15 protein-coding genes and 1 tRNA gene are annotated in these 14596 nt (G+C 66.4%); 13 read left to right on the top strand and 3 right to left on the bottom strand.

Annotated features, from left to right (window positions below; translation table 11 throughout):
- Positions 1-6 precede the first annotated feature (6 nt).
- The 9 genes from ACU4E7_RS18385 (at position 7) to ACU4E7_RS18345 (ending at position 9713) form a co-directional block, all read left to right on the top strand.
- Positions 7-498 carry a MarR family winged helix-turn-helix transcriptional regulator gene (locus ACU4E7_RS18385; RefSeq protein ID WP_443266818.1) on the top strand — a complete coding sequence of 164 codons (492 nt, stop codon included), beginning with the start codon at positions 7-9 and terminating at the stop codon, positions 496-498.
- 323 nt (positions 499-821) lie between these two features.
- The gene (locus ACU4E7_RS18380) at positions 822-1352 is read left to right on the top strand and encodes a winged helix DNA-binding protein (RefSeq protein WP_238122832.1); all 531 of its coding nucleotides are present in this window, start codon (positions 822-824) and stop codon (positions 1350-1352) included.
- Between the two features lie 17 nt (positions 1353-1369).
- Positions 1370-3067, top strand: a complete 1698-nt coding sequence (locus tag ACU4E7_RS18375; protein ID WP_447019739.1) for an FAD-binding protein — start codon at positions 1370-1372, stop codon at positions 3065-3067.
- Complete coding sequence (locus ACU4E7_RS18370) at positions 3067-3432, top strand: 2Fe-2S iron-sulfur cluster-binding protein (RefSeq protein ID WP_447019738.1); 366 nt, start codon at positions 3067-3069, stop codon at positions 3430-3432. Before ACU4E7_RS18375 ends, ACU4E7_RS18370 begins: the two co-directional genes overlap by 1 nt.
- 136 nt (positions 3433-3568) lie before the next feature.
- Positions 3569-7180, top strand: coding sequence for a hydantoinase B/oxoprolinase family protein (locus tag ACU4E7_RS18365; protein WP_447019737.1), 3612 nt, complete (start codon positions 3569-3571; stop codon positions 7178-7180).
- A 126-nt stretch (positions 7181-7306) separates the two neighbouring features.
- Complete coding sequence (locus tag ACU4E7_RS18360; RefSeq protein ID WP_447019736.1) at positions 7307-7591, top strand: hypothetical protein; 285 nt, start codon at positions 7307-7309, stop codon at positions 7589-7591.
- Between the two features lie 102 nt (positions 7592-7693).
- On the top strand, positions 7694-8530 hold the full coding sequence (locus tag ACU4E7_RS18355; RefSeq protein WP_238122556.1) for a hypothetical protein: 837 nt from the start codon (positions 7694-7696) through the stop codon (positions 8528-8530).
- 44 nt (positions 8531-8574) lie between these two features.
- Positions 8575-9189, top strand: coding sequence for a chromate transporter (locus tag ACU4E7_RS18350; protein WP_447019735.1), 615 nt, complete (start codon positions 8575-8577; stop codon positions 9187-9189).
- Positions 9186-9713, top strand: coding sequence for a chromate transporter (locus ACU4E7_RS18345; protein ID WP_238122558.1), 528 nt, complete (start codon positions 9186-9188; stop codon positions 9711-9713). The genes ACU4E7_RS18350 and ACU4E7_RS18345 overlap by 4 nt, the downstream gene beginning before the upstream one ends.
- 24 nt (positions 9714-9737) lie before the next feature.
- Here ACU4E7_RS18345 and ACU4E7_RS18340 read toward each other — a convergent pair whose 3' ends face one another.
- From ACU4E7_RS18340 to ACU4E7_RS18330, 3 genes are all read right to left on the bottom strand, one after another.
- Positions 9738-10253, bottom strand: a complete 516-nt coding sequence (locus ACU4E7_RS18340) for a DUF192 domain-containing protein (RefSeq protein ID WP_238122559.1) — start codon at positions 10251-10253, stop codon at positions 9738-9740.
- 2 nt (positions 10254-10255) lie between these two features.
- Entirely contained in the window at positions 10256-10813 is a 558-nt protein-coding gene (locus ACU4E7_RS18335; RefSeq protein WP_238122560.1) for a cold-shock protein, read from the bottom strand.
- Between the two features lie 136 nt (positions 10814-10949).
- Positions 10950-11720 (bottom strand): SIR2 family NAD-dependent protein deacylase, encoded by a 771-nt coding sequence (locus ACU4E7_RS18330; protein ID WP_447019734.1) that lies wholly within the window; start codon positions 11718-11720, stop codon positions 10950-10952.
- A gap of 56 nt (positions 11721-11776) precedes the next feature.
- Between ACU4E7_RS18330 and ACU4E7_RS18325 the strand changes: the two genes are divergently transcribed.
- The 4 genes from ACU4E7_RS18325 to ACU4E7_RS18310 all read left to right on the top strand — a co-directional run bounded on the left by ACU4E7_RS18325 (position 11777) and on the right by ACU4E7_RS18310 (position 14595).
- Positions 11777-12199 (top strand): VOC family protein, encoded by a 423-nt coding sequence (locus tag ACU4E7_RS18325; protein ID WP_238122562.1) that lies wholly within the window; start codon positions 11777-11779, stop codon positions 12197-12199.
- Positions 12200-12313: 114 nt separating this feature from the next.
- Positions 12314-13318: a polysaccharide deacetylase family protein gene (locus tag ACU4E7_RS18320; protein ID WP_447019733.1), complete on the top strand. Its 1005-nt coding sequence runs from the start codon at positions 12314-12316 to the stop codon at positions 13316-13318.
- 166 nt (positions 13319-13484) lie between these two features.
- A tRNA-Ile gene (locus ACU4E7_RS18315) sits at positions 13485-13560 on the top strand.
- A 333-nt stretch (positions 13561-13893) separates the two neighbouring features.
- The gene (locus tag ACU4E7_RS18310; protein ID WP_447019732.1) at positions 13894-14595 is read left to right on the top strand and encodes a gluconate 2-dehydrogenase subunit 3 family protein; all 702 of its coding nucleotides are present in this window, start codon (positions 13894-13896) and stop codon (positions 14593-14595) included.
- The last annotated feature ends 1 nt before the right edge of the window (position 14596 follow it).

Below are 14596 nucleotides of genomic sequence, written 5' to 3'. Positions count from 1 at the left end.
AGCACAATGGCGAACGGCAGTGGGGAAGGGCCGAACGTGAGCACGAAGGCCGTAACGCCGCGACGACGGCGCACGCCGAGGGAGGCCTCCGCCTATATCCTCGACGATCAGGTGGGGCACATGCTGCGTCGCGCGATGCAGCGGCACACCACCATCTTCGCAGCGCGTCTCGGTGTTGACCTCACGGCCACCCAGTGGGCGGCCATGTCGAAGCTCTATGAGAAGGGCGCCTGTTCCCAGAACCTGCTGGGGCGGCGCACGGCCATGGATGCGGCGACCATCAAGGGGGTGGTCGACCGGCTGGTGAAGCGGGGTCTGGTGGAAACCCGCCCCGATCCCGAGGACGGCCGGCGCCTGGTGGTGGCCCTGACCGTCGCCGGCGTCACCCTCACCGAGCGGCTCATTCCGGTGGCCAACGGGATCACCGAGGAGACCCTGGCGCCTCTCGAGGTGGAGGAGCGCGAGCAGTTCATGGCGCTGCTGGAGCGGCTGACCTGATACCGCGGCCCTTGCGGCCTCTGGTGCAGTCACGAACCCCGAAGGGGCGGAGGCAACTCCGCCCCTTTTCGCATTTGAAGCCCTGCTTGCTGCCCACAACGTGAGCATCATCTGGTGCAAAAAGTGAGCAGCGACAACGGATCGTGAGCAATACTGATAATTTGTCGATAAATTATCGTCAAAATATCGAATCTCTCTAGGCAGCGGTTTGGGCCCGGTGTTAGGGTCCCCTCATCGTAAGGGTGGGCCTGCGCTGGCGCGGCTGGCCCGGGATGAAGGTGAGGCGGGTGACTGATCCCAAGAACCGTTTGGATGGGGACGAGATGCCGGCGACGGATGCTGTCGCGGATCTGCGGGCGCCCATCGTCTCCTCGGCGCATCTGGCGGCGGGGGGCTCGCCGGCCCTGTCGGAGACCGAGTTCGGCCTGATGCTGGCGGTGAACGCTTTCGAGCGCTGGGTGGTGCGCTGCATGGCGGCGGCCGGCACGCCGAACCTCTCGCCGCTGGAAGTCATCATCCTGCACATCGTGCGGCATCGGGATCGCCCGAAGCCGTGCGCGGACATCGCCCTCATCCTCGATATCGAGGAAACCCATGTGGCCACCTACGCCCTGCGCAAGCTGGAGAAGGCCGGGCTGGTGACCATGCGGCGGGCCGGCAAGGAGAAGGTGGTGGAAGCCACCGCCGCCGGCATCGAAGCCTGCACCCGTTATGCGGCGGTGCGTGAGCAGTTGCTGGTGAAGCCGCTGCGCACCTCCGGTCCGTCCGAAGAAATGCTCTCCGACGTGGGCGAGGTCTTGCGCGCCCTCTCGGGATACTTCAACCAGGCTGCCCGTGCGGCGGCGACCATCTGATGGGGAAAGGCGCGCGCGTGGCTCAGGACCTCGTCCATTTTGAAACCGATGTGCTGGTGATCGGCTCCGGCGCGGCCGGCATGGCGGCGGCGCTCTCCGCCGGCGGTGCCGGCGCCTCCGTCATCATCGCCGATCGCAGCCTCATCGGCCGCTCGGGCGCCACCATCATGGCGCAGATGACGGTGGCCGTGGCGCTGGGGTCGCAGACCCCGGACAGTTGGGAATTCCACCTCGCGGACACGCTCAAGGCGGGTCGCGACCTGTGCGAGCCCTCGCTCTCCTCCCTGGTGTGCGAGGAAGGGCCGCAGGACATTCTCAAGCTCGATGAATGGCGGGTCGGCTGGGCCCGCAACGAGGATGGCAGCATCCGCCAGGCCCATGCGCCCGGCCATGACCGTCCGCGCTGCGTCTATGTGGACTTCCTCTCCACCGGCCCGGCGGTGGCCAAGACCCTGCGCGGCCGCGTGCTGCGCGAGAAGGGCGTGACCCGCATCGGCGATCTCTACATCACCGATCTCACGGTCACAGATGGTGTCGTCACCGGCGCGGTCGGCTTCTCCATGGCCGATGGGCGCGCCATCACCATCGCCGCCGGCGCCGTGGTGCTCGCGACCGGTGGCCTCACGCGTCTTTACGGGCGCAACAGTGCCTCCGCCAACATGGCCGGCGACGGCTTCGCCCTGGCCCTGCGGGCCGGCGCGGAACTGATCGACATGGAGTTCGTGCAGTTCTTCCCCATCGGCCATCTCGCGCCGCGCCTGGTGGGCATGGACCCCATCATGTGGGATCCGTTCCGCTACAAGCTGGGCGGCAAGCTGTTGAATGCCGAGTTCCGTGAGTTCGTGAACGACTACGGCAACGAGGAAGAGGGCCGCTACAACGTGACGCGCGACCGGGCCACCTTCGCCATCCTCTCCGAGGTGAAGGCGGGCCGGGGTTCGCCGGCCGGCGGTGCCTATCTCTCGTTCCAGCATATTCCGGAGGCCGACCTGCGTGCCGCCTTCGGGCCGGTGATCGACCGGCTGGCGGCCAATGGCATCGACCTGACCCAGATGCCCATCGAGGTGGCACCCATCGCCCATTACCACATGGGCGGTGTGCGGGTGAACCGGGCCATGGAAACCACGGTGCCCGGGCTTTATGCGGCGGGCGAGGTGAATGGCGGCTCGAATGGCGCCAATCGCCTGTCCGGCAACGCCATCACCGAGGCGCTGGTGTTCGGCCGGCATGCCGGTGAGTCCGCGGCGCGCTTCGCCCGCGGCACCGGCCGCGCCGCTGGGGCGCCGCAGGCGGCCCTGGATCTGGTGACCGCCACGACTGGTGTCGAGACGGAAAACTATGCCGGCGACATCGAGGAGTTGCAGAAGGTGATGGCCGATCTGGTCGGTCCCTTCCGCACCGAGGCGGGCCTGACCGAGGCGCTCGCCCGCATCGCCGCCATCAAGGCGCGGCTGGGGGCTCTTCCGCCCGGCGTGCCCGGCCTCTACGACATGGCGCGGCTCGACTGGTTCGACCTGCGCACCATGCTGGAGGTGGCGGAAATGGTGACCCGCTCCGCGCTCGCCCGCAAGGAGAGTCGCGGCGCCCACCAGCGCGATGACTTCCCGTTGATGGACCCCGCCTATGTGCTGCACCACCGGGTGCGCCGCGCGGGCGATGCCATCGTTCTCGACCGGGTGCCGGTCGAAGGTTCCACCCTGGTCGAGGTTGCCTGATGTCCGTGACTGCCACATTGACCGTCCGCCGTGGCGAAGGCGGGCAGATGACCACCACCAGCAGCTACGAAGTGCCCTACACGCCGGGCCAGTCGGTGCTGGACGGGCTGCGCTACGTGCGGGCCCATCTCGACCCCACGGTGGCGATCCGGCATTCTTGCCTGAGCGCCAACACCTGCAAGGAATGCATGATCCAGGTGGATGGCAAGGTGGACTACGCCTGCACCGCCCGCCTGGAGCCGCGGGAGATGCTGCTGGAGCCGCTCGGCAACAAGGCGCACCTGCGGGACCTCGTGACCGAAGTGGCGCCGCCCGACGAGCGCCTCGCCCATGCTTTGGCCGCCCGGGCCAAGGCCGAAGGCTGACGCTTCATTCCATGACGACGGGCGCCCTTCTGCGAGGGGCGCCCGCACTCCGAAGGCCCGCCCCGCCGGCGCGCGGGCCTGCGCATCTCTGCCCCGATCTCCCGTGCCGGCCGGGTCTTGAGCGACGAGACGAGCGATGACGGCTTCTGGTTGGGATTTCTGGATCGATCGCGGCGGCACCTTCACCGATATCGTGGCGCGCCGGCCCGACGGCACGCTGGTGGCGCACAAGGTCCTGTCCGAGAATCCGGAAGCCTATCGCGACGCCGCCATCCAGGGCATCCGCGAGCTGATGGGCGTGGCGCCCGGCGCCCCCATTCCCGCCGATCGTATCACTGCGGTGAAGATGGGCACTACGGTGGCCACCAACGCCTTGCTGGAGCGCAAGGGTGCGCCCACCGTCCTGGTCACCACCAAGGGCCTCCGCGATGCTTTGCGCATCGGCTACCAGGACCGGCCCAACATCTTCGCCAAGCATGTGGTGAAGCCCGACCAGCTTTATTCTCAGGTGATCGAGGTGGCCGAGCGCGTGCGCGCCGACGGCACTGTGGAAGCGGCGCCTGATCTTGCCCAGGTGCGCGCGGACCTGGAGGCGGCGCACGCTGCGGGCGCAGAGGCCTGCGCCATCGTCTTCATGCACGCCTATCGCTATCCCGAGCATGAGAAGGCGGTGGCGGAGATCGCCCGTCAGGTGGGCTTCGCCCAGGTTTCGGTGAGCCACGAGGTGTCGCCGCTGATGAAGTTGGTGGGGCGCGGCGACACCACGGTGGTGGACGCCTATCTCTCCCCCATCCTGCGCCGTTATGTGGACCAGGTGGCGAGCGAGCTTCAGGGTGAGACCGGCAGTTGCCGGCTGATGTTCATGATGTCCTCCGGCGGTCTCACCGATGCCGGGCTGTTCCAGGGGCGCGACGCCATCCTCTCCGGCCCGGCCGGCGGCGTTGTGGGTTGCGTCGAGACCGCGCGGCTGGCTGGCTTCGGGCAGGTGATCGGCTTCGACATGGGTGGCACCTCCACCGACGTCTCCCATTTCGATGGCGAATATGAACGCGCTTTCGAGACCGAGGTGGCCGGCGTGCGCATGCGCGCGCCGATGATGTCCATTCACACGGTGGCGGCGGGCGGCGGCTCCATCCTCCATTATGACGGCGCCCGGCTGACGGTGGGCCCGGATTCCGCCGGCGCTAATCCCGGCCCGGCCTGCTATCGCCGTGGCGGCCCGCTGGCGGTGACCGACGCCAATGTGATGGTGGGCAAGCTGAGCCCCGACTTCTTCCCGAAGATCTTCGGCCCCGGCCGCGACCAGCCCCTGGATGGGGAGGCGGTGCGCCAGGGCTTCGAAGCGCTGGCGGCGCGCATCGGTGACGGGCGCCCGGCGGAGGCGGTGGCCGATGGCTTCATCCGCATCGCCGTGGAGAACATGGCCAACGCCATCAAGAAGATCTCGGTGCAGCGCGGTTATGACGTGACCGAATATGCGCTGCAGTGCTTCGGCGGCGCCGGCGGCCAGCATGCCTGCCTGGTGGCGGACGTGCTGGGCATGCGCAAGGTGCTCATCCACCCCTTCTCGGGCCTGCTTTCGGCCTATGGCATGGGCCTTGCCGACATCCGCGCCACCCGCCAGCGGGCGGTGGAGGCGCCGCTGGACGGCGAGGGCCTCACTGCCGCCGCGTCCGCGCTGGAAATCGCCGGCGAAGTGGTGCGTTCGGAGCTGATGGGGCAGGGGGTCGCCGATGCGGACATCGCCGTCTTCCGCCGCGCCCATGTGCGCTATGCCGGCACCGACACGGCGCTGATCGTGCCGTTCGGCAGCGTGGAGGAGATGAAGGCGGCGTTCGAGACCGCCCATCGCACCCGTTTCGGCTTCATTGACACCACCAAGGTGCTGGTCATCGAGGCCATTTCCGCCGAGGCCGTGGGCGGGGGCTCCAAGGTGCGCGAGGATGAGGCGGCGCTGACAGAAGGCACCCCCGAGGCGGCCGCCCGCACCCGCTTCTATTCCCAGGGTGCCTGGCATGAGGCCGGGGTCTATCGGCGCGCGGATGTGGCGCGGGGGCAGACCATCACCGGCCCGGCGCTGCTCATCGAGCCGCACCAGACCATCGTCATCGAGCCCGGTTGGGCGGTGGAGGTGACCGCCCGTGACCATCTGGTGCTGAGCCGCCGGGAAGCCGCGCGCCACGCTCCGGCTTTGGGCACCAGCGTCGATCCGGTGCTGCTGGAGGTGTTCAACAACCTGTTCATGTCGGTGGCGGAGCAGATGGGGCTCACGCTCCAGAACACGGCCTATTCGGTGAACATCAAGGAGCGGCTGGACTTTTCCTGCGCCATCTTCGACGCCAATGGCCATCTGGTGGCCAATGCGCCGCACATTCCGGTGCACCTCGGCTCCATGGATAAGTCGGTGGAGAGCGTCATCCGTGCCAACGGGGGCAAGTTCGAGCCGGGCGACGTCTATGCCCTGAACGCGCCGTACAACGGCGGCACCCATTTGCCCGACATCACCGTGGTCACCCCGGTGTTCGATGCCGCCGGCAGCCGCGTGATGTTCTATGTGGCGGCCCGCGGCCATCATGCGGACGTGGGCGGGGTGGCCCCCGGCTCCATGTCGCCACGTGCCTCGAACATCGAGGAAGAGGGCGTCTATATCGACAATTTCAAGCTGGTGGAGCGTGGCCGCTTCCGCGAGGCGGAGTTGGTCGAGCTGCTCACCAGCGCGCGCTACCCGGTGCGCAACGTGGTGCAGAACGTCAATGACCTCAAGGCGCAGATCGCCGCCTCGGAACGCGGCGTCGCCGAGCTGCGCAAGATGATCGACCATTTCGGGGCCGATGTGGTTGCGGCCTATATGGGCCATGTGCAGGACAATGCCGCCGAAAGCGTGCGGCGGGTGCTGGATCGCCTCTCCGACTGCGCCTTCGAGGTGGAGATGGACCAGGGGTCCGTCATCAAGGTGAAGGTGACGGTGGACAAGGAGAAGCGGGAGGCGACGGTGGATTTCACCGGCACCTCGCCGCAGCGGCCGGACAATTTCAACGCCCCCGGTCCGGTCACCGAGGCGGCCGTGCTCTATGTGTTCCGGGTGATGGTGGATGGCAACATTCCCCTGAATGCCGGGTGTCTCAGGCCCATCCACATCATCGTGCCGGAAGGCTCCATGCTGGCGCCGCGCTATCCCGCCGCCGTGGTGGCCGGCAATGTGGAGGTGAGCCAGCACGTCACCGATTGCCTGTTCGGGGCGCTGAAGGCGCTGGGCTCGGCCCAGGGCACCATGAACAACCTCACCTTCGGCAACGACACCTACCAATATTACGAGACCATCTGCTCCGGCTCGCCCGCGGGCCCCGGTTTCGATGGCATCGGCGGCGTGCAGTCGCACATGACCAATTCGCGGCTGACCGATCCGGAAATCCTGGAATTCCGCTATCCCGTGGTGCTGGAGGATTTCCACCTGCGAACGGGATCCGGCGGCCAGGGGCGGTGGAATTCCGGTGATGGCACCGCGCGCACCATCCGCTTCCTGGAGCCCATGGATTGCGCCATCCTCTCCTCGCACCGCCGGGTGGCGCCGTTCGGTGTCGATGGCGGCGCGCCCGGGGAACTGGGCCGCAACCTCGCCCGGCGCGCCGACGGGACGGTGGAAGAGCTGGGCGGCTGCGACCAGGTGCGGCTGGAGGCCGGCGAGGCCATCACCATCATCACGCCTACCGGTGGTGGCTTCGGCGATCCGGCCCTGCGCGAGGGCTGAGCGCTCAAGTCACCAGCGGCCTCCCGGCGCTGCGGCAACACCTCTGTTGCCTCAGCGCGGCAAATGGGGAAGCTGAACCTTGTGGCGGCTGCCGGCGCAAGGCGAGGCCGAGGGCAGGGGGCACCGATGGATGGGGACGAGCAAAGCCTGGAATGGCTCAATGGCCTGATCAGGGCCGTGGCGGTGGAGCAGGCGCGCTCCACCGTGCAGCACTTCATTCTGCGGGATCTGGTGATCCAGATGGCGCGCACGCGGGGCGATGGCGAAGCCTATGTGGCCGCCATGTTCGAGCGCATCAGCGGGCTGGTGGACCAGTGCGAGCTGGCCGGCAAGCCGGATGTCGAGGCCGAAATGCGGTGGTATGTGGAGAGCTTCTTCACCCAGGCGGGCCATTCCCTCACAAAATCCTGAGCACACCGGCCGACGGGCTTCGCTCCGCGATCGCTTTTTTTTCCGCTTTTCGTAGACTTGCTTCCAATCGGGCTCCTTACTGGATCACGTTGGGGCAGCAAGATGGAAGACATTCACTACAGAGAATATAAAATTCTTCTGCGGCCCGAGCAGTTCTACGCGCCGAAGCGGTTTGCCGATTATTGGGACCAGGTGGACACCATCGGCCGCAAGCTGGGCGTGGTGGTAAACACCAGCAAGCGCGCCTTCGACCGGCAGGTTCGTGAGGTATTATTCTACGATACGCCGAATTTCGACCTGTATCGGAACTCTTTTATTCTGCGCAAGCGCACCTTCTATGACGATGGCTGGCCGCGCCCCGAGCATGAGCTGGCGGTGAAGTTCCGCAACGCCGACCGCGCCAAGGCGGCGGCGGTGGATATGGTGCCCCGCATGGTCGGCGCCGCCGAGGTCAAGTTCAAGGAAGAGCTGCTGCCCTTGAAGGACGAACTGGGCGGCATGCGCAGCCTGTTCTCCCACAACTGCATCGTCATTTCGCCCAACGTGGTGCTGAACCAGGGGCTGCGCCACATTCTGGAGGTTTTTCCCTCCATGAAAAGTGCCGATATCGACCAGGATGCCCGCATCGACCTCGTCAACAACATGGCGGTGGAGGAGATCCAGGTCGATCCCGGTTATTTCGACTTCGGCCACGGCTTCGCGGCCAAGGCCACCATCGCCATCTGGCGGGATCGGGCCTCCGAAAGCTCCCTGGTGGGCGAATTCGCCTTTCAGGCGAAGTTTCAGCACTATGACGATATCCACCGCAAGGCGGAGCATCTCTCCGAAGACTTCTTCCGGGCCCTGCAGAACGAGGCGCCGGAATGGGTCCAGCTCGGCACAACCAAGACCGCGATGATCTATGGCGTCGGTCCTCATGCCCTGGCCAACGGGGAATAGGCCGTCGCTCTCTTCGCTCCCTTCTCCCCCTGAGGCCCGCGGTCATGGATCCCAGCCTTTCCCCTCCCGCGACGGAGCCGGCGCCGCCGGTGCCGCTGCGTGAAATCTTCTTCACCTTCCTGCTGATCGGCGCCACCAGCTTCGGCGGCGGGGTGGTAGCCTATTTGCGCAATGCCCTGGTGCTGAGCAAGCGCTGGCTTGATGAGGACGAGTTCCTCACCGTGCTCGAGATCGCCCAGGCGCTGCCCGGGCTCAACGCCACCAATATGAGCGTGATCGTCGGGGACCGGCTGCGCGGCCCCCTCGGTGCCGCCGCCGGGCTGCTGGGTATGACGCTGCCGGGCGGCCTGCTGGTGCTGGGCCTCGCCGTGCTCTACGCCCAGAACCATGGCAATCCCGATATGCACAAGGTGCTGGCGGGAATCGGTGCCGCCTCTGTGGGCCTGCTGCTGGCGGTGACCGTTCAGATCGGCCACAAGCAGCTGGAGCACCTGCGCGAGATTGGGCTCATCGTCCTCACCATCGCTTTGGTCAGCGGCTTCCACCTCTCTCTGGTCATCGTTCTTCTGATCGTGCTGCCGCTGGCCCTGTTCATCTACAGGCCGCGCCTCGCTCTGCCCGATGACGGCAAAAGCCCGCCGCCGGAGGACGCGCCATGAACGATACGGATCTCAGTATTCTTGGCGTGTTCAGCCTGCTCTCGGTGCTGGCCATCGGTGGCGGCACGGCGGTGCTGCCGGAAATGAAGATGCTCACGGTGGAGGTCCACCACTGGCTCACCGACAGTCAGTTCCGGGACGTTTACAGCCTCGGGCAAGTGGCCCCGGGTCCGAATATGCTGATGGTGATCGTCATTGGCTACCACGTGGCCGGTTTCACCGGGGCCCTGCTCGCCTTTGGTGGCTTCTTCCTGCCGGCATCCGTCATTGCCATCGGGGCCTCGCGGCTGTGGAACCGATTCGAGGGGTCTGTCTGGCGGGAGGCGCTGCAGCGGGCTCTGGCCCCCATCGTGGTGGGGCTGATGGGGGCGGGCCTCATCGCCATAGCCCGCACCGCTATCGTCGGCGTCGAAACCAGCCTGATCGCTGCCGCCGTGTTCGGCCTCGTCTATTTCGGGCCGCGCATCAATCCGGCATTGCTCATCCTGGCGGGCGGCGCCGTTGGCTTCTTCACCTTGAGCTAGCCGCCGGCGACCTGCCCTTGATGGCTATTTGCCCTTGAAGATGGAAGGGGCGACGCGATCACCAGGGGCGATGCCCAGCCGCGCGGCCTCGCCGCCGCCGATCTCCACCACCGCTCGCACCGGCTCGCCCGAAGAGATGGTTTCGGTGGAGTGTGGAGTCGCGTTAGCGGCGATGCGGGCAATGGTGCCGTTCGAACGGATGAACAGCATGTCCAGCGGGATGTAGGTGTTCTTCATCCACATATAGACGGGCTGGTCTTCCTTGAAGTCGAACAGCATGCCGTGCTGCTCAGGGAGGGATGTGCGATACATGAGGCCGTTGGTGCGTTCGGCGTCGGTCTGCGCCACCTCCACCTCCAGCACGATCACCCCCTTGGCGGTGGCGATCTCCAGCGGCTGCACCTCCATGGCCTGAGCGCTGACCACGGCACCGGGCAGCAGCGTGCCGACCATGGGCGTCGCCACCGACAGGGCCGCAGCGACCGCGCCGCCGAGCAGACCGCCCGAACGCCGTCCGCACGGCATCCCCTTCAAGGACATGATCAGTGATTCCCGCTGTTGCCCGTGTCGGCCTTGACCTCGGCGGCCATGAGGCCCTTCGGGCTGTCGCCGTAGCGCACCAGGACGGTCTGGCCGGGGCGCAATTCGGTGAGGCCATGGCGACGCAGCGTCTCCATGTGCACGAAGATGTCGGGTGTGCCGTCGCCCTGCGACAGGAAGCCGAACCCGCGCAGGCGATTGAACCACTTCACCGTGGCGCGCTCGAAGCTGCCGGTGGCTTCCACTTCCACCCGCGTGCGCGGCGGCTCGGGCGGGGCGTGCACGGCGGTGCTGAGATCGACGGACAGCACCCGGAAGGCCTGCCGCCCCTTGGCGCGCCGCACCGCCTCGCAGACCACGCGCGCGCCCTCGATGGCGGTATGGAATCCATCCCGCCGCAGACACGTGACGTGGACCAAAACGTCGGCACCGCCATCGTCCGGCACGATGAATCCATAGCCTTTGGAGGCGTCGAACCACTTGATGGCGCCGCTAACCTCCTCGAGCCCGACGGATTCCGCCGAGCCCTCGTTGACGACCTCGGTCGCCCGCGGTCCCATTCCCAATGCGTCAGACCCCATGAGCTCCCCGACCTCCGCGCGCGGCGGCACGTGGATTTTCCGTGGGCAGGATAGCAACTCAAATACCGTTCGCCCACCCTTCTCATGCGTAACTCACGGGCCACGCATGCGGCATTCACGCATCGAGGGCAAAGGGAGCGAGAACCTCACCGATTTCCCCGCGTACCACCAGATCCGCCAACTCGTCGAAATCCGTGGGCTCCCGGTTGATGATCACCAGCCGTGCGCCATTGTCCTTGGCCTGCAGGGGAAAGCCCGCGGCCGGGAAGACCACCAGCGACGAGCCGATCACGATAAAGAGATCGGCCTGCCGGGTGAGGGTGTCGGCCCGCCGCATCTCTCCCTCCGGCATCGCCTGGCCGAAGGAAATGGTTGCCGCCTTCACCGGTCCTCCGCAATGGGGGCAGTCCGGTGCGATTCCCCCGGAGGCCTCAAAGCGCGCCCGCACCCAATCGAGCTCGAAGCGGGTGCCGCATTCCAGGCAGGTGGCGTAGGTGCCGTTGCCGTGCAGCTCAATGAGCGCATCGTCCGGCACCCCGGAGGCCTGATGCAGGCCGTCGATGTTCTGGGTGATGATGCCGGAGAGCTTGCCCTGCGCCAGCAGATGGGCGAGCGCACGGTGGCCGCGGCCGGGCTTGGCTCCGGCAAAGGCCTCCTCCAGCACGAATTTTCGCCGCCACGCCTCGTTGCGCGCGGCTTTCATGGCCAGGAAGGCATCGAAGGGAATCGGCTTGTTCTGGGTCCACAAACCGCCGGGGGAGCGGAAATCAGGAATGCCGCATTCGGTGGAGATCCCCGCTCCGGTGAAGGCCACGGCGTGGCGGGCTGTGTCGAGCCAGGTGCCGAGCTGGGCCTGAGCGGACTTGAGATCGGCTTCAAAAGTCATAATTGAACAGCGCCGGGCAACCGGCGCCCTTTCCTGCCATAACCGAGAGCATCGTGATGCGCTTCCTGCACACCATGGTCCGCGTGACCGACATCGACCAGTCGCTGGACTTCTATTGCACCAAGCTGGGGCTTGAGGAGGTGCATCGCAAGGAGGTGCCGCAAGGCCGATACACCCTGGTCTATCTGGCCGCGCCCGGCCAGGCCGATGTGGCCGAGGTGGAGCTGACCTACAATTGGGACAAGGAAGCCTATGGGGAGGGGCGCAATTTCGGCCATCTCGCCTTTGAGGTGGACGATATCTACGAGACCTGCGCCCGGCTCGCCGCCGCCGGCGTGACCATCAACCGGCCACCGCGCGACGGATGGATGGCCTTCATTCGCTCGCCCGACAACATCTCCATCGAGCTGCTGCAGAAGGGGGAGCCGAAGGCGCCCGCCGAGCCCTGGGCGTCGATGCCGAACACCGGCCATTGGTGAGCCGCTTCCGGACGAGCGGCGGCCCCACCGTGACCTTGGTTGCTTCACGATTTATCCACTAAGGCGCGCGAAAGTGGAGATATAACGTCTAAACCAACTCGGAAAGTCCGCGCCGTGAAGCCGCTTCTGCTCGTTTCTGGAGTCCTGGCGCTCGGCGCTGCCGCGGGCGCGGGCTTTGTCCTCAGCTCGGTGCTGCAGGAGCCGTCCGTGGCCAAGGTGGAGGCGGCCAAGGTGGCCGCCGTCGCCGCGGTGGCGCCGGTCGCCCCGCCACCCGTGGCGGTTGATCCCGTCGTCACCGGCTCCATTTCCACCAATTCGGTGCCGGTGCCGTCCGGTCCGAGCGCAGGCCCGGTGCCCGGGCACATCTACCGCTCCTTCAATGTGGACGGGCCCTATATCGCCCTGACCTTCGACGATGGGCCCAATGCCCAGACCACGCCGAAGCTGCTCGATCTGCTCAAGGAGCGGGGCATCAAGGCGACCTTCTTCGTGCTCGGCAACATGGCCGCCAAGCACCCGGACGTGCTGAAGCGCATCGCCGACGAGGGGCACGAGATCGGCAACCACTCCTGGAGCCACCCGCAGCTCACCCGCATCAAGCTCGATGCCGCCGACAAGCAGGTGTCTGACACCAATGAGGTGGTGTTCCAGGTGACGGGCAAGCGCCCGCACTTCCTGCGTCCGCCCTATGGCTCCATGAAGCCGGCGCTGCGGGACCATCTGGAGAAAGAGTACGGCCTCACCATCGTCAACTGGTCGGTGGATCCGCTGGACTGGAAGCGGCGGGATTCGCAGGTGGTCTACGACGAGATCATGAAACAGGTGCAGCCGGGCGCCATCGTGCTGGCCCATGACATCTATCCCAGCACGGTCGACGCCATGGCGCGCGTGCTCGATGATCTGATCGCCAAGGGCTATAAGTTCGGGACCATTCCGCAGCTGATCGCCATGGACAAGCCGCACGCGCCGAAGGTGGCGCTGGCCCCCGCCGTGCATCCGAAGCCCACGTCGGCGAAGCCCGCCTCCAAGAAGCCCGCGGACAAGAAGCCCGCGGACAAGACCGCGCGTCAGTCGCAGCCGTCTTCGGGCAAGAGCGCGCAGAACGGCAATCTGTACTGATCTGCCGCAAAACACGACAAAGCCGCATCCGGTCGACCGCTGGATGCGGCTTTGTCGTTTCCGCTCCCCCTAGCACCGGCGGCGGGCGGCACGGTTGTTCCGCGCCCCAAGGGTTGCTAGATCCTGTGAGACCTTGTGACCTGCGAATCCCATTCGCGGATCATCTGGGCCTGTAGCTCAATGGTTAGAGCTGACCGCTCATAACGGTCTGGTTGCAGGTTCGAGTCCTGCCAGGCCCACCACAAATCCGGTTGTGGGCGGATGCTGCTCCACTTCCGCGATGCCTGATCGGTTTCGTCCACGATTCTTTCTCCCCGTGGGACGATGGCGCCATGCCCGGCGGGTGCCGCGCCCGATGATACCGCAAGCCCACGAAATCACGTTGATTCAAACGTAATCGGTGGCCCGTCGCGGCGGCCGGACTCGCAGCAGTTGCCGCAAGATGTGAAGCGTGCGGCACTTGCCTTGCCGAATCAAAGGAATAGTAAAGATCAAGTCGCTCGGCGCGCGCGAATCGTCGCGGGTGCCGAACCCAGTTCGATCACTCCCGGCTCGTCCGGTGAAAGGACCAGGCAATGACGGATCTGCCAGGCCGCCCCTCGCGGCGCGGCTTTCTCAAGGGCTCGGTCGCGAGTGCGGCGCTCCTTCCCCTGGCGGTTCCCGCCCAAGCGGAAACCCTCCCGGATCTCCCTCCGCTCGATCAATACAAGCCGCAATATCTCACCGCCCCGGAGTGGGCGTTCGTCATGGCAGCCTGCGCGCGCCTGATTCCCTCGGACGGCAACGGACCGGGGGCCATCGAGTGCCGCGTCCCGGTGTTCATCGATCGGCAACTGGCCGGGGCGTTCGGCAAGGCCGAGACCTGGTACATGGAAGGCCCGTTCGAGCCGGCGGCGGATCCGCGCCTCGGCTATCAGAGCCCGCTCACGCCCGCAGAGGTCTATCGCAAGGCCATTCCGCTGTTCGATGCCTGGTGCGCCGAGCACCATGGCGCCGGCTTCGCCAAGCTGACGGCGGAGAAGCAGGATGCCGCGCTGACGTCCTTGCAGAAGGGCGAGGTCGGGCTGGCGCCCGAGCTGCGCGACTTCTTCAGCCTGCTGTTGCAGAACACGAAGGAAGGCTATTTCGCCGACCCGAGCCACGGCGGCAATTACAAGATGCAGGCCTGGGTCTACATCGGCTTTCCCGGCGCCCGCGGGGCCTTCCCCGAGTGGGCTGGACGGGAAAACGTCAAATACCCGCTGGGCCCGGTCGCCCTCGATGGAAAGAGGGCCTGAG

The organism is Xanthobacter sp. ZOL 2024, assembly GCF_052932325.1.
Note: the sequence above shows the minus strand (reverse complement) of the source record. Positions and strands in the feature narration are given on the sequence as shown.

Coding starts and splice junctions, on each gene's coding strand:
- ACU4E7_RS18380 (WP_238122832.1), top strand. CDS start 822: ATGCCGGCGACGGATGCTGTCGCGGATCTGCGGGCGCCCATCGTCTCC.
- ACU4E7_RS18385 (WP_443266818.1), top strand. CDS start 7: ATGGCGAACGGCAGTGGGGAAGGGCCGAACGTGAGCACGAAGGCCGTA.
- ACU4E7_RS18365 (WP_447019737.1), top strand. CDS start 3,569: ATGACGGCTTCTGGTTGGGATTTCTGGATCGATCGCGGCGGCACCTTC.
- ACU4E7_RS18350 (WP_447019735.1), top strand. CDS start 8,575: ATGGATCCCAGCCTTTCCCCTCCCGCGACGGAGCCGGCGCCGCCGGTG.
- ACU4E7_RS18345 (WP_238122558.1), top strand. CDS start 9,186: ATGAACGATACGGATCTCAGTATTCTTGGCGTGTTCAGCCTGCTCTCG.
- ACU4E7_RS18370 (WP_447019738.1), top strand. CDS start 3,067: ATGTCCGTGACTGCCACATTGACCGTCCGCCGTGGCGAAGGCGGGCAG.
- ACU4E7_RS18325 (WP_238122562.1), top strand. CDS start 11,777: ATGCGCTTCCTGCACACCATGGTCCGCGTGACCGACATCGACCAGTCG.
- ACU4E7_RS18330 (WP_447019734.1), bottom strand. CDS start 11,720: ATGACTTTTGAAGCCGATCTCAAGTCCGCTCAGGCCCAGCTCGGCACC.
- ACU4E7_RS18335 (WP_238122560.1), bottom strand. CDS start 10,813: ATGGGACCGCGGGCGACCGAGGTCGTCAACGAGGGCTCGGCGGAATCC.
- ACU4E7_RS18360 (WP_447019736.1), top strand. CDS start 7,307: ATGGATGGGGACGAGCAAAGCCTGGAATGGCTCAATGGCCTGATCAGG.
- ACU4E7_RS18355 (WP_238122556.1), top strand. CDS start 7,694: ATGGAAGACATTCACTACAGAGAATATAAAATTCTTCTGCGGCCCGAG.
- ACU4E7_RS18310 (WP_447019732.1), top strand. CDS start 13,894: ATGACGGATCTGCCAGGCCGCCCCTCGCGGCGCGGCTTTCTCAAGGGC.
- ACU4E7_RS18340 (WP_238122559.1), bottom strand. CDS start 10,253: ATGTCCTTGAAGGGGATGCCGTGCGGACGGCGTTCGGGCGGTCTGCTC.